Raw genomic sequence first — 16,036 nt, forward strand, 5'->3', positions numbered from 1 at the left:
ATCGCCGCAAGCTTCGTTTGGCCTCGGTTCAGGGCGCGCTACGACGCGGGGCGCCGGGCGGTGCCGGGCGCACGAAGAACATGGCCCCGACGACGCAGGCGCCGAACAGCAGGCATTCGATGCCCGATGTGGCCGTTCTGCTGGCCGGCCCGAAAATCTCCTCGCCGAAAAGCGCGCCGATCGCGTCGAGCCGGAAGCGCGATTCGGGAAAGCGCCGGAGAAGGAAATCGAGGCTGCCGCCAAGAAAAGTCCCGCCGAAAAGCGAAATGACGATGCCCGCCGCCGCGGCGACCAGCCCGCCGAGGGCGGCGCTTCCTGGCAGCGTCAGCATGCGGCGACGCGCCGTCCACGCGGCGAAACCGACGGCCGCGCCCAATATCAGGCCCTCCGATGCGCCGGTCATATCGCCCGGCGACTGGCCGAGCAGGAGCGCGAAAGCGTCGAGGCCGACAAGCCTTGCGGCGCCGCCGGTCAGGAGGCCACCGGCCGCGCCGCCCAGCACCGTCCATTGCCAGCGCCCGCCGGGCGCGAACTCCGCCGCCGCTATGCCCGCGCCGACGCCGGCACCGGCGGTCAGCCCGACGATCATGTTGATCGCGAGCAGCACGAAGAGGGCCGAGGTTCCGCCCATCGCGGGCCCGATTCCGATGCTGAGGCCATAGAAGAGGCCCCCGAGCACGCCGGCGACACCCCCGCCCATTGCGGCGGCCGCGCCGGTCCTCAGCGCATGCGCCCACCGGTTTTGGGGAGCCTGGAGGACAGGGCGGGGATGGGCGTCGCTCTCCACGATCTCGACCGCGCCGATGAAGCGATAGCCATGCTTGGGGACCGTCTCGATGAAGCGCGGATTTCCCGCATCGTCGCCGAGCAGGCGGCGCAATGCGCGAATGCACTGCGTCAGGGCTTCGTCGGTGACCGGCACACCATTCCACACTTCGGCCATGAAGCGGTCCTTGCTGACGAGTCGTCCGCGTTCGCGCAGCAGCAGCGCGAGCGCATCGAAATAGCGGTTGCCGACTTCGACCGCGGCTCCTGAACGGCACAGGCTGCGGTCGGCGGGATCGACCGTGAAATCGTCGAACTGATAGCGGCCCGAATCCATTTTTCAGCAAAATCTCACGAACTGCTCATGCCGCTCATCGGCCGGCAGCGCAGGGTAAAGCCCCAAATATCGAAGGAGGCAAGTCCATGGACGGCGAAGTGCGAATGGGGTGGAACGGCTGGCGTGTCGCGCGCTGGGGGATAGCGACGGCACTGTTGCTGACCCCGGCGGTGATGATGCAGGTCAGCGACGACTGGAATTGGGGGCCTGCCTCCTTTCTGCTGGCCGGGGTCATGATCTTCGGCCCTATTCTCGCTTATGAACGCACAGCGCGTCTGTGGCCGAACCTCGCCTATCGTGGCGGCGTTGCCACCGCACTTGTGGTCTCCTTCCTGCTGATCTGGATCAATCTCGCGGTGGGCATCCTAGGAGAGGATAATCCGATCAATTTCAGCTTTTTCCTGCTCGTCATGGCGTCGGGGGTCGGCGCATTCGCGGCGCGGCTCCGTCCCGACGGCATGGCGCGGGCGATGTTCGGCACGGCCGTGATGCAGGGATTGCTCGCCCTTGCGATCGCGACCGCGCCCTCGGCCGCGAACGAGCCCCGCGGCGCCGCGGGTGCGCTCGTGCTTTGCGGCTTTTTCGCGGCGATGTGGCTGGTCTCGGCGGCGCTGTTCCACAAGGCGGGCAGGGAAGGGCGCTGAAAATCAGCCGTCGCCCCCCGCGAAGGCGGGGGCCGCAGCCTTGCACCACATATCTAGCGGCCCCCGCCTTCGCGAGGGCGACGGAGGTTTACTGGTCCAGAAACGACCGCATTTTCCGCGACCGCGACGGGTGCTTGAGCTTCCTCAGCGCCTTCGCCTCGATCTGGCGGATGCGTTCGCGCGTCACGCTGAACTGCTGGCCGACTTCCTCGAGCGTATGGTCGGTGTTCATCCCGATGCCGAAGCGCATGCGCAGCACGCGTTCCTCGCGCGGGGTCAGCGACGCCAACACCCGCGTCACCGTTTCCTTGAGATTCGACTGCACCGCGGCGTCGACCGGGATGACGGCGTTCTTGTCCTCGATGAAATCGCCGAGGTGGCTGTCTTCCTCGTCGCCGATCGGCGTTTCGAGGCTGATCGGCTCCTTGGCGATCTTCATCACCTTGCGGACCTTTTCGAGCGGCATCGACAGGCGCTCGGCCATTTCCTCCGGCGTCGGTTCGCGGCCGCTCTCGTGGAGGAACTGGCGGCTGCAGCGCACCAGCTTGTTGATCGTCTCGATCATGTGGACCGGGATACGGATCGTGCGCGCCTGGTCGGCGATCGAGCGGGTGATCGCCTGCCGGATCCACCAGGTCGCATAGGTCGAGAATTTATAGCCGCGGCGGTACTCGAACTTGTCGACCGCCTTCATCAGGCCGATATTGCCTTCCTGGATCAGGTCGAGGAACTGCAAGCCGCGGTTCGTATATTTCTTCGCGATCGAGATCACGAGGCGCAAATTCGCCTCGACCATTTCCTTCTTGGCGATGCGCGCTTCGCGCTCCCCCTTCTGGACCATGTTCACGACGCGGCGGAATTCGGTCAGGCTCATGCCCGCCGCCTGCGCGATTTCGCTGATCTCGATGCGGATGCGGTCGACCGCGCCCGCTTCATTCTCGGCGAAGGCGGCCCATTTCTTGTCGATGCCGCTGACGCTATCGAGCCAATTCTCTTCGAGCTCGCGCCCGACATAATTGTCGAGGAACGACTTGCGCGGCACCTTGTGGCGCTCGGCGAGGCGCAGCATCTGGCCGCCGAGCGCGGTCAGGCGGCGGTTGTAGCTGTAGAGCTGGTCGACGAGATATTCGATCTTGGTGCCGTGGAATTGCACGCTCTCGACCTGCGCGGTGAGTTCCTCGCGCAGCTTGTGATATTTCTTTTCCGACGCCGCGGGGAATTCCTCGCCGCCTGAAAGCGATTCGAGACGCGCTTCCTGCAGCTTCGAGAAGGCCTTGAAGCTCTTGGTGATGTTCGCGAATTTTTCGAGCGCGTCGGGCTTCAAAAGCTCTTCCATCGCGGCGAGGCTGAGCGTGTTGTCTTCCTCATCCTCTTCGAAGCTCTCGCGCTTGCCCGACGAGCCTTCGCCATTCTCGTCGTCGCCGTCGGCCGAAGGTTCTTCCTCAACCTCGTCCTCGTCCTTGAACGAGACGCCGGCGGTCTTTTCGCTGATCTCGCCGTCGTCCTCAGCGCCCTCTTCCTCGAGATTCTCGGGCGCGGGGTCCTTCGACAGCATCGCCTCCAGATCGACGATCTCGCGCAGCTGCATGTCGCCATTGTTCAGTGCGGTCGACCAGTCGATGATCGCGTTGAAGGTTAGCGGGCTTTCGCAGAGCCCGAGGATCATCGTGTCGCGGCCCGCCTCGATGCGCTTCGCGATCGCGATTTCGCCCTCGCGGCTCAAAAGCTCGACCGCGCCCATTTCGCGCAGGTACATGCGAACGGGATCGTCGGTGCGATCGACCGTTTCCTTTTTCTTCTCGATCGCGGGGTTCGACACCGAACCCGTGCCGGCGGACACATCGACCTCGTCGTCGACCTCCTGCTCGGCCTCTTCCTGCACATCCTCGTCGCTCTCGACGATGTTGATGCCCATGTCGGAAATCGCCGACATGATGTCCTCGATCTGCTCCGAAGACATCTGGTCCTGCGGCAGCGCTTCATTGAGCTCGTCATAGGTCAGGTAACCGCGCTTCTTGCCGCGCGCGATCAGCTTTTTGACGTCGGCCTCGTTGAGGTCGATCAGCGGGGCGTCGGTGTCGGCTTCGGAGTTTTTGGTGGCCATATTTGTTCCTGCCTATGGGGCATTTGCTGGTCGTTACTGGCTGCTGTTTTCGGACAGCGCGGCCAGACGGCGGGTCAGTTCTTTGTCCATGGCGTACAGCTTTTGCTGCCGCGCGAATCCTTCATCATCCATCGTACGCTGGAAATCCGCGGTCGCCTGTGCCAGCCGCTCGCGGATTTCGGGCTGGGTGACCAGCACGCCGATATATTCGTCGAGGTCGCGCAGCGCGGTTTCGCGCGCCGCATCGGCCTCGTCGCCTTCAAGCCGTCGATTGAACGAGAAGTGCATTCCGTCGGCTCTGAGCAATGTCGTCGCCCTATTATACACTTTCATCGGCTCCAATATGGCAAGCAACCCCTCGCAATCAAGCCCTTCGCGGCACATTGCGCTGTCAAGCATTACGCCGAGCAGTTCGGCGTCGCTCGGATCGCTCACCGGCAGGCGGGTGAGCGCCTCCTCGTTGCGTCTCAGCGCGTCGGGATAGCGCAGCAATCCGCCGATCAGGGCAGCGATGTAAGGCGCCGAAATTCCGGCTTGTCCGATGGAACGCGTTTCGTCGGCTGGAGGTTGCAGCCGCGGGTCGGGGGCGAAGCGGCGTCCCCCTCCGCCAAATCCGCCGCGCGGCGCGTTCGGCGTCCACGGCTGGCGCGGTCCGCGCTCGGGCGTTTTGCGCGCGAACAGCGCATCGAGCCGCTCGCGGAACGCCTCTCGATAATGATGGCGGACGTCGGCATCCTCGATCGCGTCGGCGTGGGCGAGTAGGCGCGATTTGAGTGCGGCGCGCTCCTCGGGCGTCGTCAGCGGGCCGGACGCAACCTCGTGCGCCCACAGGCGCTCGACGAGCGGCTGCGCGCCCTCGAGGATTTCGGTGAAGCCGGTGGCGCCGCGCGCGCGAACGATATCGTCGGGGTCCTGCCCGGCGGGCAGGGTCGCGAAGGACAGGCTGAAACCGGGACGCAGCAACGGAAGCGCGCGGATCGCGGCGCGCATCGCGGCCTTTTGTCCCGCGCTGTCGCCGTCGAAGCAGAGGATGGGCACGGGCACCATGCGCCAGATCATCCCGAGCTGATTCTCGGTGAGCGCGGTACCGAGCGGCGCCACGGCATCGGCGATCCCCGCCTCGGCGAGCGCGACGACGTCCATATAGCCTTCGACGACGATGATCCGGTTCGTCTGGCGCGAGGCGGGGCTCGCCTTGTCGAGATTGTAGAGCGTGCGCCCCTTGTCGAAGAGCGGCGTGTCGGGCGAGTTCAGATATTTGGGCTCGCCATCGCCGAGGATGCGGCCCCCGAAGGCTATGACCCGCCCGCGTGCGTCGCGGATCGGGATCATCAGCCGGCCGCGGAAGCGGTCGTACGGCTCCTTGTCGTCGACCGCGATCAGCATCCCCGCCTCGACGAGCATCGCTGTCGGGAATTTCTTGAGCGCTTCCTTCAATGCGTTGCGGCTTTCGGGCGCAAGGCCGAAACCGAACGCCTTGCGCGTCGCCTCCGAAATACTGCGCTTCGCCAGATATTCGCGCGCCGGCGCGCCGTTGCTGCTGCCGAGTTGCTGGGTGAACCAGTCGGCCGCCGCCTGCGTCACGTCGCGGAGGCTCGCCTGTTCCTCGGCCTTTTTCGCCGCGCGCGGGTCGGGGGCGGGGACCTCCATCCCGGCCTCGGCGGCGAGTTCCTTGACCGCGTCCATGAAACTGAGGCCGCGCTGGTCGGTCATCCAGCGGATCGCGTCGCCATGCGCCGAGCAGCCGAAACAGTGGTAGAAGCCCTTTTCGTCGTTGATCGTGAAGCTCGGCGTCTTCTCGTTATGGAAGGGGCAGCAGGCCTTATACTCGCGCCCCGCGCGCGTCACCTTCACCGTCCGCCCGATGAGGGTCGACAGCGTGACGCGCGATCGCAGTTCGTCCAGCCATTGCGGGGTGAGGGTCATGGTTGCGCCATGCCCACCCGTGTCACGAGGCACGTGACTCGCGACACCCCCTCACGCAAGCGGGAGGGGAGAAGAGCCGCGTTCGAGTTCATCTATCCCCCTCCCGCTTGCGGGAGGGGTTAGGGGAGGGCAGCAGAGCAAGCGCGCGTTCGATCTCGCTCACGACGCCTTCGATGTTCGCCATCACGTCACAGTTCGTGAAACGAAGGACTCGAAACCCGTTTTCTACAAGCCAATGGTCTCGGCGCTGGTCATGGGCTTGCCGCATGTCGTGCGAATATCCATCGAGTTCGATAATCAATTGCGCTTCCCGGCAAAGAAAGTCGGCGAAATAAGGTCCGACAGGCATCTGTCGGCTGAATTTCCAGCCGCCGATTTTTCTACCGGACAAGCAGCGCCATAGAGTCCGCTCGGCGGGAGACGCAGCATTGCGCAACTCCTTCGCGCGCGGCGTGTCGCGGGGCTGAAATTGTCCGTCCATCATAGGGCGGTATGCCCACCCCCGACCCCTCCCGCAAGCGGGAGGGGGGAAGCAATGTCGCGCCCTCCTTGTCCCCCTCCCGCTTGCGGGAGGGGTTAGGGGTGGGCAGCGCCGCTAGCGGATCAGCTCAGCGCCGCCTTCACCCAGCCGCTCGCCTTGCTCATATCAAGCTGCGAACCCAACCGGTCCTTCACCGCGGCCATCACCTTGCCCATATCCCTGAGGCTCTCCGCCCCAAGCTCGACCACGATCGCCTTGATCGCCGCCATCGCTTCATCGTCGGAAAGCTGCGCGGGCAGGAAATCCTCGATCACCGCGACCTCGGCCGCCTCGATGTCGGCGAGCTCCTGCCGTCCGCCCTGTTCGTACATGGTGATCGATTCGCGGCGCTGCTTGACCATCTTCTGCAGCACGTCGGTGACGAGCACATCGTCGTCGGCCGGCGCGGTGCCGGTGCGCAGCTCGATGTCCTTGTCCTTGATCTTGGCCAGCATCAGCCGGATGGTGCCCAGACGCGCCTTGTCGCCGCTCTTCATCGCCGCGACCTGCGCAGCCTTGATGTCGTCACGAATCATGCGTGTCCCCATGCGCTGCAAATTTCGGAAAGACCCTCCCTAGCGGGAAGATTCCAAATCCGATAGCTTGTGAATCACTTTTTTGCCGCCTACTTGGTCGGCCGTTTAGCCCCCCGTCCGGAGCATGTTGAATGGCACCTGCCAACCCCTCTGCCGCGCCCAAAAGTCAGCCCAACGGCGCGACTGGCGTCCTTGTCCTTGCCGATGGCACGATCCTGTGGGGCGTCGGCTATGGCGCGAGTGGCGCCGCTGTGGGCGAGATTTGTTTCAATACGTCGATGACGGGCTATCAGGAAATCCTGACCGACCCGAGCTATGCGGGGCAGATCGTCACCTTCACCTTCCCGCACATCGGCAATGTCGGCGCGAACCCCGAGGATATGGAACGCGGCGTGCACGGCGCGCTCGGCGCGATCACGCGCGAGCTGCCGACGCAGCCGAGCAATTTCCGCAGCGTGCAGACGCTCCCCGAATGGATGACCGAACAGGGCGTGATCGGACTTGCGGGCATCGACACGCGCGCGCTGACGCGCCGCATCCGCGACGCGGGCGCACCGAACGGCGTGATCGCGCACAGCCCCGAGGGTCAGTTCGACATCGATGAACTGCTCGCCATGGCGCGCGGCTGGTCGGGACTGGAAGGGCTGGACCTCGCGAAGGCGGTGAGCCGCACCGACACGGGCGACTGGGACGCGGGGACGTGGGAATTGGGCAAGGGCTACCAGTCCCCCTCCCGCTTGCGGGAGGGGCTAGGGGAGGGCATGTCGACCTCCGCCTCGACCGAAACAAGCCCTTCCCCGACCCCTCCCGCAAGCGTGAGGGGGGATGATAGGCCGCATGTCGTCGCGATCGACTATGGCGCGAAGGACAATATCTTCCGCAACCTCGTAAAGGCCGGCGCGCGCGTCACCGTGGTGCCGGCGACCGCGACCCTCGACGAAGTGCTCAGCCATCAGCCCGACGGCGTGTTCCTCTCGAACGGCCCCGGCGACCCCGCGGCGACGGGCGACTATGCGGTGCCGGTGATCCAGGGGCTGCTCGAACGTGACGTGCCGATCTTCGGCATCTGCCTTGGCCACCAGATGCTCGGGTTGGCTGCGGGCGCGAAAACCGTGAAGATGCACCAGGGCCATCGCGGCGCGAACCATCCGGTCCAGCGCGCGGAAGACGGCGTGGTCGAGATCACCAGCATGAACCACGGCTTCGCGGTCGACGCCACGACCTTGCCCGCTGGCGTCGTCGAGACGCACAAGAGCCTGTTCGACGGATCGAACTGCGGCATCGCGATCACGGGCAAGAAGGCGTTCAGCGTGCAATATCACCCCGAGGCGAGCCCGGGGCCGCAGGACAGCTTCTATCTGTTCGAGAAGTTTGTGGGTGGATTGAAGTGATAAAACGGGCGCTCCCAATAGCCCTGTTCATCTCCCTACTAACGGGGTGCTCGTCCGTTCCAGCAGAGGGTGAGACGGCAAAAGTCGAGTCGGCACTTGCCGAACTCGGAAAGCAATGCGGCGTTGCATCGGACGTGCTCAAACTTGGTTCTGACGGGTTGGTCAGCTTCCGACCCTCACCGAGCGAGAAATATGAACGAGTCGATTGTGTCGCTCGAGGACTGAAGAAGCCGGAATTCGCAAATCATGTAAAAATTGGCTTCGTCAGCGGTGAAGCACCTGCCCAAGAAGAACAGAAATAATGCCCAAAAGAACCGACATCCAATCCATCCTCGTCATCGGCGCCGGCCCGATCGTTATCGGTCAGGCGTGCGAGTTCGACTATTCGGGGACGCAGGCGATCAAGGCGCTGAAGGAGGAGGGCTATCGCATCGTCCTCGTCAACTCCAACCCGGCGACGATCATGACCGATCCCGACCTCGCCGACGCGACCTATGTCGAGCCGATCACGCCCGAGATCGTCGCGAAGATCATCGCAAAGGAGACCGCCGCGTTTCCGGGTGGTTGGGCGGTGCTGCCGACGATGGGCGGGCAGACCGCGCTCAACACCGCGCTCGCGCTCGCGCAGGACGGCACGCTCGCCAAGTACGGCGTCGAGATGATCGGCGCCGATGCCGAAGCGATCGACAAGGCCGAGGATCGGCAGAAGTTCCGCGACGCGATGGACAAGATCGGGCTCGAAAGCGCGCGCAGCGGCGTCGCACACACGCTCGACGAGGCGTTCGCGGTGCTCGAACGCACCGGGCTGCCGTCGATCATCCGTCCGTCGTTCACGCTCGGCGGCACCGGCGGCGGCATCGCCTATAACCGCGAGGAGTTCGAACATATCGTCCGCGGCGGCCTGATCGCCTCGCCGACCACCGAAGTCCTGATCGAGGAATCGCTCCTCGGCTGGAAAGAATATGAGATGGAGGTGGTGCGCGACCGCAAGGACAATTGCATCATCATCTGCTCGATCGAAAATGTCGATCCGATGGGCGTCCATACCGGCGACAGCATCACGGTCGCGCCCGCGCTGACGCTGACCGACAAGGAATATCAGATCATGCGCAACGCGAGCATCGCGGTGCTGCGCGAGATCGGCGTCGAGACGGGCGGGTCGAACGTGCAGTTCGCGGTCAATCCGAAGGACGGCCGCCTGATCGTGATCGAGATGAACCCGCGCGTGTCGCGCTCGTCGGCGCTTGCGTCGAAGGCGACGGGCTTCCCGATCGCCAAGGTCGCGGCGAAGCTCGCGGTCGGCTACACGCTCGACGAGATCATGAACGACATAACCGGGGTGACCCCGGCGTCGTTCGAACCGACGATCGATTATGTCGTCACCAAAATCCCGCGTTTCGCTTTCGAAAAGTTCAAGGGTGCCGAGGCGACGCTGTCGACCGCGATGAAGTCGGTCGGTGAGGTCATGGCGATCGGCCGCACGATCCATGAGTCTTTGCAGAAAGCGCTGCGCGGCTTGGAGACGGGGCTTTCGGGCTTCAATTTCGTCGACCGCCTCAAGGGCGCGAGCCACGACCAGCTGCGTAACGAGCTGGCGCAGCGCACCCCCGACCGGCTGCTCAACACGGCGCAGGCGATCCGCGAAGGGCTGCCGCTCGCCGAGATCAACCGCGTCGCGGGTTACGATATGTGGTTCCTCGAACGCATCGCCGAGATCGTCGCCGCCGAACAGGATGTGTGCGAAAACGGCCTGCCGCGCGATGCCGAGGGCTTGCGCAAACTCAAAGCCATGGGCTTCTCCGACAAGCGCCTCGCCTATCTCGCGCTCCAGTCGGCGAACCTTCGCCCCGGATCGCGGCAGGCGACCGCGCGCGGCAGCGGCCTGATTCACGAAGCGGTGAAGGCGATGACCGGCGGCGTGACCGAGGCCGAAGTGCGTAGCCTTCGCCACAAGCTCGGCGTGCGCCCGGTGTTCAAGACGATCGACACCTGCGCGGCGGAGTTTCAGGCGCAGACGCCCTATCTCTATTCGACCTATGAAGCGCCGACGTTCGGCGAGCCCGAGAATGAGGCGAACCCGTCGGATCGCAAGAAGGTCGTCATCCTCGGCGGCGGTCCGAACCGGATCGGGCAGGGGATCGAGTTCGACTATTGCTGCTGCCACGCCTGCTTCGCGCTCGAAGAGGCGGGTTACGAGACGATCATGGTCAACTGCAACCCGGAGACTGTGTCGACCGACTATGACACGTCGGACCGCCTCTATTTCGAGCCGCTGACCGCCGAAGACGTGCTCGAGATCCTGCATGTCGAAATGTCGAAGGGCGAACTCGTCGGCGTGATCGTGCAGTTCGGCGGGCAGACGCCGCTCAAGCTGGCGCAGGCGCTGGCGGAGGCGGGGATCCCGATCCTCGGCACATCGCCCGACGCGATCGACCTTGCCGAAGACCGCGAGCGTTTCGCGGCGCTCGTCAACAAGCTCGGCCTCAAGCAGCCTGAGAATGGCATCGCGCGCAGCCGCGAGGAAGCCGTCGCGGTCGCGGCGCGCATCGGTTATCCGGTGCTGACGCGTCCCTCCTATGTGCTCGGCGGCCGCGCGATGGAAATCGTCGACGATCAGGCGCAGCTCGAAAATTATATCGAGACCGCGGTGCAGGTGTCGGGGGACTCGCCCGTCCTGATCGACCGCTACCTGCGCGACGCGATCGAGGTCGATGTCGATGCTTTGTGTGACGGCACCGACGTAGTCGTCGCGGGCGTGCTCCAGCATATCGAGGAAGCCGGCGTCCATTCGGGTGACAGCGCCTGCTCGATCCCGCCCTACAGCCTGTCGGCCGGGATCGTCGCCGAGATCGAACGGCAGGCCGACGCGCTGGCGCGCGCGCTCGAAGTCCGCGGCCTGATGAACATCCAGTTCGCGGTCAAGGATGACGAGGTCTATCTGATCGAGGTCAACCCGCGCGCGAGCCGCACCGTGCCTTTCGTCGCCAAGGCGGTGGGCTCGCCGATCGCCAAGATCGCGGCGCGGGTGATGGCGGGCGAAAAGCTCGCCGACCTGCCCAAGATCAACCGCGACATCGATCATGTCGCGGTGAAGGAAGCGGTCTTCCCCTTCGCGCGTTTCCCCGGCACCGATCCGGTGCTGTCGCCTGAGATGAAGTCCACCGGCGAAGTCATGGGAATCGATCGCGATTTCAACCTCGCTTTCGCCAAGGCGCAGCTCGGCGCGGGCGACCGCCTGCCGACCGACGGCCGCGTGTTCGTGTCGGTCAAGGACAGCGACAAGCCGCGTATCGTCGGCGCGGTGAGGCAACTCGCCGACTGGGGCTGGAAAGTCATCGCGACCGGCGGCACCGCCGACTATCTCGCGGGGCAGGGGATCGACATCGAGCGCGTCAACAAGGTCGCCGAAGGGCGCCCGCATATCGTCGACCGGATCAAGGACGGCGACATCCAGCTGATCTTCAACACGACCGAAGGCTGGCAGAGCTTGCAGGATTCGCAATCGATCCGCGCGTCGGCGCTGGCGGCCGACATCGCCTATTATACGACGGCGGCGGCGAGCGATGCGGCGACGCAGGCGATCGGGGCGCTCCGCGCGCATAGTCTTGAAGTGAAGCCGCTTCAGGACTATTATTGAAGGACCGCTCCACCCCCCGACATTGACGGAACAGCGGCGCAGCCGCCCGGCGAAGTTTCGCTGGCGCTGGATTATTGACGAAGGACAACAGGATAATGGCAAGCGTTGAAAAGGTGCCGATGCTGGCAGAGGGCTATGAGAAGCTGACCGCGCAACTCGCGACCCTCAAAGCCGAGCGACCGCTGATCGTCGATGCGATCGAGGAAGCGCGCGCGCATGGCGACCTCAGCGAAAATGCCGAATATCACGCCGCCAAGGAACGCCAGGGCCAGGTCGAAGCCACGATCGGCGACCTTGAGGACAAGCTTTCGCGCGCGCAGGTGATCGACCCGACGACGCTGTCGGGCGACCGCATCGTGTTCGGCGCGACCGTCACCCTCGCCGACGAGGACGACAAGCCGGTGAAGTACCAGATCGTCGGGCAGGCCGAGGCCGACGCCAAGGACGGCAAGATCAGCTATAATTCGCCGCTCGGCCGCGCGCTGATCGGCCGCCGCGTCGACGACGAGGTCGAAGTCACCGTGCCCGCGGGCGACAAATATTATCTGGTGACCAAGATCGAATTCATCTGACGAGGGCTGCGAGGATGAAGCCGCAGGACGCGCCGCTGGTTACGGGCTATGCGCTCGCCTGTGTCGTCATCTTCGTGCTTGTGTGGATTACCGGCTTTCAACTCGACGCGATCGTACGCGCGGGGTTTATCCCCGCGCGTTTCGGAAACGAGCTGATCTTGCCGCCGGGGACGATGGTGCCCTTTGTGCTGACGCCGCTGTCGTCGGCCTTTCTGCACGGCGGGGTGCTGCACATCGTCTTCAACATGCTCGTGCTCCTCTTCATCGGCCGCCAGCTGGAGGCGCCGCTCGGCACCAAGGCGATGGCGGTGCTGCTGCTCGCCGGCGCCTATGGCGGCGCGCTCGCCCAATATCTCGCCGATCCCGCCTCGGCAGTGCCGATGATCGGGGCGAGCGGCGCGATTTCGGCGCTGATCGCGGTTTTTGCGCTGATCTTCAGCCGCACGCAGACGCCCGCCATCGGTCCGATCCCCGGCCATTGGGTGCGTGCCTTGTGGCTCGCCGCGGCGTGGATCGGGCTGCAGCTGCTGTTGGGTTTTGCCGGGGGTGGCGGATTCGGCGCGGTCGCGATCTGGGCGCATGTCGGCGGCTTCCTCGCTGGGCTGTTCCTTGCGCGCCCGCTTTTGAGATGGCGCTTCGGGGCGCGGTAGGCGCTCACTTTTGCGGAAATAACGGCTTTGGGGGTGGGGAGCTGCCGTTGCGGCAATTTAGCCCCTCCCCTTCAGGGGAGGGGCTTTCTTCTCTCAACGGCGGCTTCCGGTCGGGAGCGGCTATCCCGCCAGCAACCCACCCGCGAGCAGCATCGCGACGCGCACATCGACCCCGCAGCCTTCGGCGCGTTTCGCCGCGACGAAATCGCCGACGCCGGCCAGCGGCACGCGGTGGACGACGATATCCTCGCCATCGACCCCGCCGCCCGCGCTCACCTTGGTCAGCCCCGTGGCGACCAGCAGCGTGAAGCTTTCGCTGACCATCCCGGGCGAGCTGTAGAACTCGCCGACGGTGCGCCAGTGCGCGGCGCGATAGCCCGTTTCCTCCTCGAGCTCGCGCTCCGCCGCGATCTCGGACGCTTCGCCCGCCATGTCGTCGCCGACCAGCCCCGCAGGGAGTTCGAGGCAGTTGATCTTCAGCGGCACGCGATATTGCTCGACGAGAATGACGTGGCGGCCGTCCGCGTCCTCGTCGATCGCGAGGATCACCGCGGCGTGGATGCCGCGCGATCGCGCGACATATTCCCACGTCCCCTGCTGCTTGACCGTGATGAAGCGGCCTTCCCACCGCGTTTCGATGGGGGTGTCGGGGCCGGGGCGGCTCATGATATTTCCTTTAGAGTTCGATCAGGCGGTCGGGGAGTTCGTTCGGATTTTCACTGCCGCGCGGGAAATGTTCGGCGAGCACGACGCCCATCTGACGCACCGCCTCGGCCATGCCTTCGCCCGGCTTGCCCGCGCGCACGCGCTCGATCAGCGCGGCCATCGCATCGCCCCACACGCCGGGCTTAACCTTCGCGGCGATCGCCTCGTCGGCGACGATGTCGGCGCGATGCTCTTTCAGGCTCAAATAGAGGAGCACGCCCGTGCGGCCCGTGGTCTTGCCCTCGGTCCCCACCTTGAACAGGTCGATCGCGCGGGCGCGCACACGCTCGGCCTTGATGCTGCGCGGGGTCAGCGCCATGCGCAGCGGTCGCCATAGCAGGATCAGCCACACGCCGATCCATTTGAGGACGCCGAACGTGATCACCATCCCCAGCCATTGATTGGCCGTGAGTTCATGGCCCCAGCCGTCAGTCAGCCGGTCGTACAGGCCGCGATAGAATTCGGGGAAGAGCGCGACGATCGACATGGCGAGGAAGGCAATGATGCTGGCCCAGACGAGCGCGACATCGTCATAGTCATTGGATTTTCCGGCGACGACGGTGACGATCTCGCCGCTCGTATGCGCCTCGGCCGTGGCGACCGCGGCGGTGACGATATCATGGTCGGCTTCGCTGACGGCTCGGCTCGCCGGTCGCTCCCACCAGCCGCCGAGGCACTCGCCGCCCAAGCTACCCCGCGCCCGCGAGAAACCGCCGAACCGCCGCCTCGAACCGCCGCCGCCCCGCTGACGAACCGCCGCCGCCGCCGCCCCAATTGCCCCAGTCGTCGTCATCGCCCCAGATGATGATCGGCGCGGCGCCCCATGGCCCGCCCTTGCGCCGTTTCCTGCCGCGCCGCGAGCGGCTCGACAGCCAGGGGATGATGAAGAAGATCAGGATGATGAAGCCGATGAAGAAGAGGCCGCCGAAATTGCCGTCGTCGGCGCGGTCGCGCTCGGCCTTGTCGGCCGCGGCAGCCCGGGCGGCGGCTTCCTCGGGCGTCAGCTGGATCTGCTCCGCGATCGCGTTGACGCCATCCCGAATGCCGCCGGGCATATCGCCCGCCTTGAACTTGGGCGTCACGACGTCGCGGATGATCCGGCCCGACAGCGCGTCGGTCAGGATGGGTTCGAGGCCATAGCCGACCGAAATATTCATCCGTCGCTCGTTCGGCGCGATCAGGAAGACGACGCCGTCGTCCTTTTCCTTGTCGCCGATCTGCCATTCGCGACCGAGACGGTAGCCATAGTCGGAGACGTCATGGCCCTCGAGGTCGTTCACCGTCGCGACGACGAGCTGATGTCCGGTCTTATGCTGGAATTCGAGCAGCTGCGTGTTCAGCGCGGCTTCCTCGGCCGCGGGGATGATGTCGGCCTGATCGACGACGGGGTTGCCCGCGAGCTTGGGGAAGGTCTGCGCCGCGGCGGGGGAGGCGACGACCGTCCCGGCAATGGCAAACGCCAACCACGCGGCCAGTTTGCGCTTATGCAGAAAAACTCCGCTCGTGCTGAGCTCGTCGAAGCACCGTTCTTCCTCCTTTTGACGTCGAAAGAAAGAACGGCCCTTCGACAAGCTCAGGGCGAACGGTAAATGGGTCATATCGCTTGCCTTAGCTGCCGAAATCGACCTTCGGCGCCTGATTGGCGTTGGGCGTCACCGCGCGGTACGGCGTCATCGGCTGCGCGCCATGGACGATCTTGGCACCGATGATGTCGGGGAAGGTGCGGATCGTCGTATTATAGTCCTGCACCGCGGCGTTATAATCCTGCACCGACACGTTGATGCGGTTCTCGGTGCCCTCGAGCTGGGTCATCAGGTCGGCGAAGCGCGCCTGGCTCTTGAGATCGGGATAGGCTTCGACGGTAACGAGCAGGCGGCCGAGGGCGCTCGACACATTGCCTTGCGCCTGCTGGAAGGCTTGCACCTTGGCCGGATCTTCGAGATCGTCGGTGCTGAGCTTCACCTGCGTCGCCGAAGCGCGTGCCTGGATGACGCCCTCGAGCGTCGACTGCTCGATATTGGCGGCGCCCTTCGCGGTTTCGACGAGATTGGGGATCAGGTCGGCGCGCCGCTGATAGGCGGCCTCGACATTCGCCCACTTCGCTTTCGCGGCCTCTTCCTTGGTCGGGACGCTGTTGATGCCGCAGGCGGACAGGCTCATCGCGGCGACGGGCAGGATCAACCAGCGGGCGTTACGATAGGTCATGGTCATCAGGCTCCCTCCGGCGGCGTTTTGCCGCAACAATACAC

General features: G+C 65.0%; 14 protein-coding genes. 5 read left to right on the plus strand and 9 right to left on the minus strand.

The features are described from left to right. Positions 1-28 precede the first annotated feature (28 nt). Entirely contained in the window at positions 29-1,102 is a 1,074-nt protein-coding gene (locus OVY29_RS00670) for a transcriptional regulator (RefSeq protein WP_052182109.1), read from the minus strand. Between the two features lie 86 nt (positions 1,103-1,188). Between OVY29_RS00670 and OVY29_RS00675 the strand changes: the two genes are divergently transcribed. Further along, complete coding sequence (locus OVY29_RS00675; protein WP_037554360.1) at positions 1,189-1,746, plus strand: hypothetical protein; 558 nt, start codon at positions 1,189-1,191, stop codon at positions 1,744-1,746. 88 nt (positions 1,747-1,834) lie between these two features. On the opposite strand, the gene rpoD is transcribed toward OVY29_RS00675, so the two are convergent. The 4 genes from rpoD to OVY29_RS00695 all read right to left on the minus strand — a co-directional run bounded on the left by rpoD (position 1,835) and on the right by OVY29_RS00695 (position 6,832). After that, on the minus strand, positions 1,835-3,850 hold the full coding sequence (gene rpoD / locus OVY29_RS00680; protein ID WP_037554361.1) for an RNA polymerase sigma factor RpoD: 2,016 nt from the start codon (positions 3,848-3,850) through the stop codon (positions 1,835-1,837). 33 nt (positions 3,851-3,883) lie between these two features. Beyond that, a complete protein-coding gene (gene dnaG, locus OVY29_RS00685; protein ID WP_037554362.1) occupies positions 3,884-5,776 on the minus strand; it encodes a DNA primase in 1,893 nt (630 codons plus the stop codon). Between the two features lie 88 nt (positions 5,777-5,864). Continuing rightward, positions 5,865-6,260, minus strand: coding sequence for an endonuclease domain-containing protein (locus OVY29_RS00690; RefSeq protein ID WP_052182110.1), 396 nt, complete (start codon positions 6,258-6,260; stop codon positions 5,865-5,867). Positions 6,261-6,379: 119 nt separating this feature from the next. Next, on the minus strand, positions 6,380-6,832 hold the full coding sequence (locus OVY29_RS00695) for a GatB/YqeY domain-containing protein (RefSeq protein ID WP_037554363.1): 453 nt from the start codon (positions 6,830-6,832) through the stop codon (positions 6,380-6,382). Between the two features lie 131 nt (positions 6,833-6,963). On the opposite strand from OVY29_RS00695, the gene carA reads away from it, so the two are divergent. The 4 genes from carA (at position 6,964) to OVY29_RS00715 (ending at position 13,082) form a co-directional block, all read left to right on the plus strand. After that, positions 6,964-8,223 (plus strand): glutamine-hydrolyzing carbamoyl-phosphate synthase small subunit, encoded by a 1,260-nt coding sequence (gene carA / locus OVY29_RS00700; RefSeq protein WP_037554364.1) that lies wholly within the window; start codon positions 6,964-6,966, stop codon positions 8,221-8,223. A gap of 301 nt (positions 8,224-8,524) precedes the next feature. Then, on the plus strand, positions 8,525-11,860 hold the full coding sequence (gene carB / locus OVY29_RS00705; RefSeq protein ID WP_037554365.1) for a carbamoyl-phosphate synthase large subunit: 3,336 nt from the start codon (positions 8,525-8,527) through the stop codon (positions 11,858-11,860). 95 nt (positions 11,861-11,955) lie between these two features. Continuing rightward, entirely contained in the window at positions 11,956-12,432 is a 477-nt protein-coding gene (gene greA / locus OVY29_RS00710) for a transcription elongation factor GreA (protein ID WP_037554366.1), read from the plus strand. Positions 12,433-12,446: 14 nt separating this feature from the next. Next, positions 12,447-13,082, plus strand: coding sequence for a rhomboid family intramembrane serine protease (locus OVY29_RS00715; RefSeq protein ID WP_052182111.1), 636 nt, complete (start codon positions 12,447-12,449; stop codon positions 13,080-13,082). A gap of 120 nt (positions 13,083-13,202) precedes the next feature. On the opposite strand, the gene OVY29_RS00720 is transcribed toward OVY29_RS00715, so the two are convergent. The 4 genes from OVY29_RS00720 to OVY29_RS00735 all read right to left on the minus strand — a co-directional run bounded on the left by OVY29_RS00720 (position 13,203) and on the right by OVY29_RS00735 (position 15,998). Next, the gene (locus tag OVY29_RS00720; RefSeq protein ID WP_037554367.1) at positions 13,203-13,748 is read right to left on the minus strand and encodes an NUDIX hydrolase; all 546 of its coding nucleotides are present in this window, start codon (positions 13,746-13,748) and stop codon (positions 13,203-13,205) included. A gap of 10 nt (positions 13,749-13,758) precedes the next feature. Beyond that, on the minus strand, positions 13,759-14,475 hold the full coding sequence (locus OVY29_RS00725; RefSeq protein ID WP_313910643.1) for a hypothetical protein: 717 nt from the start codon (positions 14,473-14,475) through the stop codon (positions 13,759-13,761). Between the two features lies 1 nt (position 14,476). Continuing rightward, the gene (locus OVY29_RS00730; protein ID WP_313910644.1) at positions 14,477-15,250 is read right to left on the minus strand and encodes a TPM domain-containing protein; all 774 of its coding nucleotides are present in this window, start codon (positions 15,248-15,250) and stop codon (positions 14,477-14,479) included. Between the two features lie 145 nt (positions 15,251-15,395). Beyond that, positions 15,396-15,998 carry a LemA family protein gene (locus OVY29_RS00735; RefSeq protein ID WP_037555290.1) on the minus strand — a complete coding sequence of 201 codons (603 nt, stop codon included), beginning with the start codon at positions 15,996-15,998 and terminating at the stop codon, positions 15,396-15,398. Positions 15,999-16,036: the final 38 nt, after the last annotated feature.

Origin of the sequence: Sphingopyxis sp. SE2 (genome assembly GCF_032227185.1) — a bacterium.
Classification (GTDB): Bacteria; Pseudomonadota; Alphaproteobacteria; order Sphingomonadales; family Sphingomonadaceae; genus Sphingopyxis.

Bases quoted from the DNA above. Each gene is read 5' to 3' on its own strand.
- OVY29_RS00670 (WP_052182109.1), bottom strand. From the start codon at position 1,102: ATGGATTCGGGCCGCTATCAGTTCGACGATTTCACGGTCGATCCCGCC.
- OVY29_RS00675 (WP_037554360.1), top strand. From the start codon at position 1,189: ATGGACGGCGAAGTGCGAATGGGGTGGAACGGCTGGCGTGTCGCGCGC.
- rpoD (WP_037554361.1), bottom strand. From the start codon at position 3,850: ATGGCCACCAAAAACTCCGAAGCCGACACCGACGCCCCGCTGATCGAC.
- dnaG (WP_037554362.1), bottom strand. From the start codon at position 5,776: ATGACCCTCACCCCGCAATGGCTGGACGAACTGCGATCGCGCGTCACG.
- OVY29_RS00690 (WP_052182110.1), bottom strand. From the start codon at position 6,260: ATGATGGACGGACAATTTCAGCCCCGCGACACGCCGCGCGCGAAGGAG.
- OVY29_RS00695 (WP_037554363.1), bottom strand. From the start codon at position 6,832: ATGATTCGTGACGACATCAAGGCTGCGCAGGTCGCGGCGATGAAGAGC.
- carA (WP_037554364.1), top strand. From the start codon at position 6,964: ATGGCACCTGCCAACCCCTCTGCCGCGCCCAAAAGTCAGCCCAACGGC.
- carB (WP_037554365.1), top strand. From the start codon at position 8,525: ATGCCCAAAAGAACCGACATCCAATCCATCCTCGTCATCGGCGCCGGC.
- greA (WP_037554366.1), top strand. From the start codon at position 11,956: ATGGCAAGCGTTGAAAAGGTGCCGATGCTGGCAGAGGGCTATGAGAAG.
- OVY29_RS00715 (WP_052182111.1), top strand. From the start codon at position 12,447: ATGAAGCCGCAGGACGCGCCGCTGGTTACGGGCTATGCGCTCGCCTGT.
- OVY29_RS00720 (WP_037554367.1), bottom strand. From the start codon at position 13,748: ATGAGCCGCCCCGGCCCCGACACCCCCATCGAAACGCGGTGGGAAGGC.
- OVY29_RS00735 (WP_037555290.1), bottom strand. From the start codon at position 15,998: ATGACCATGACCTATCGTAACGCCCGCTGGTTGATCCTGCCCGTCGCC.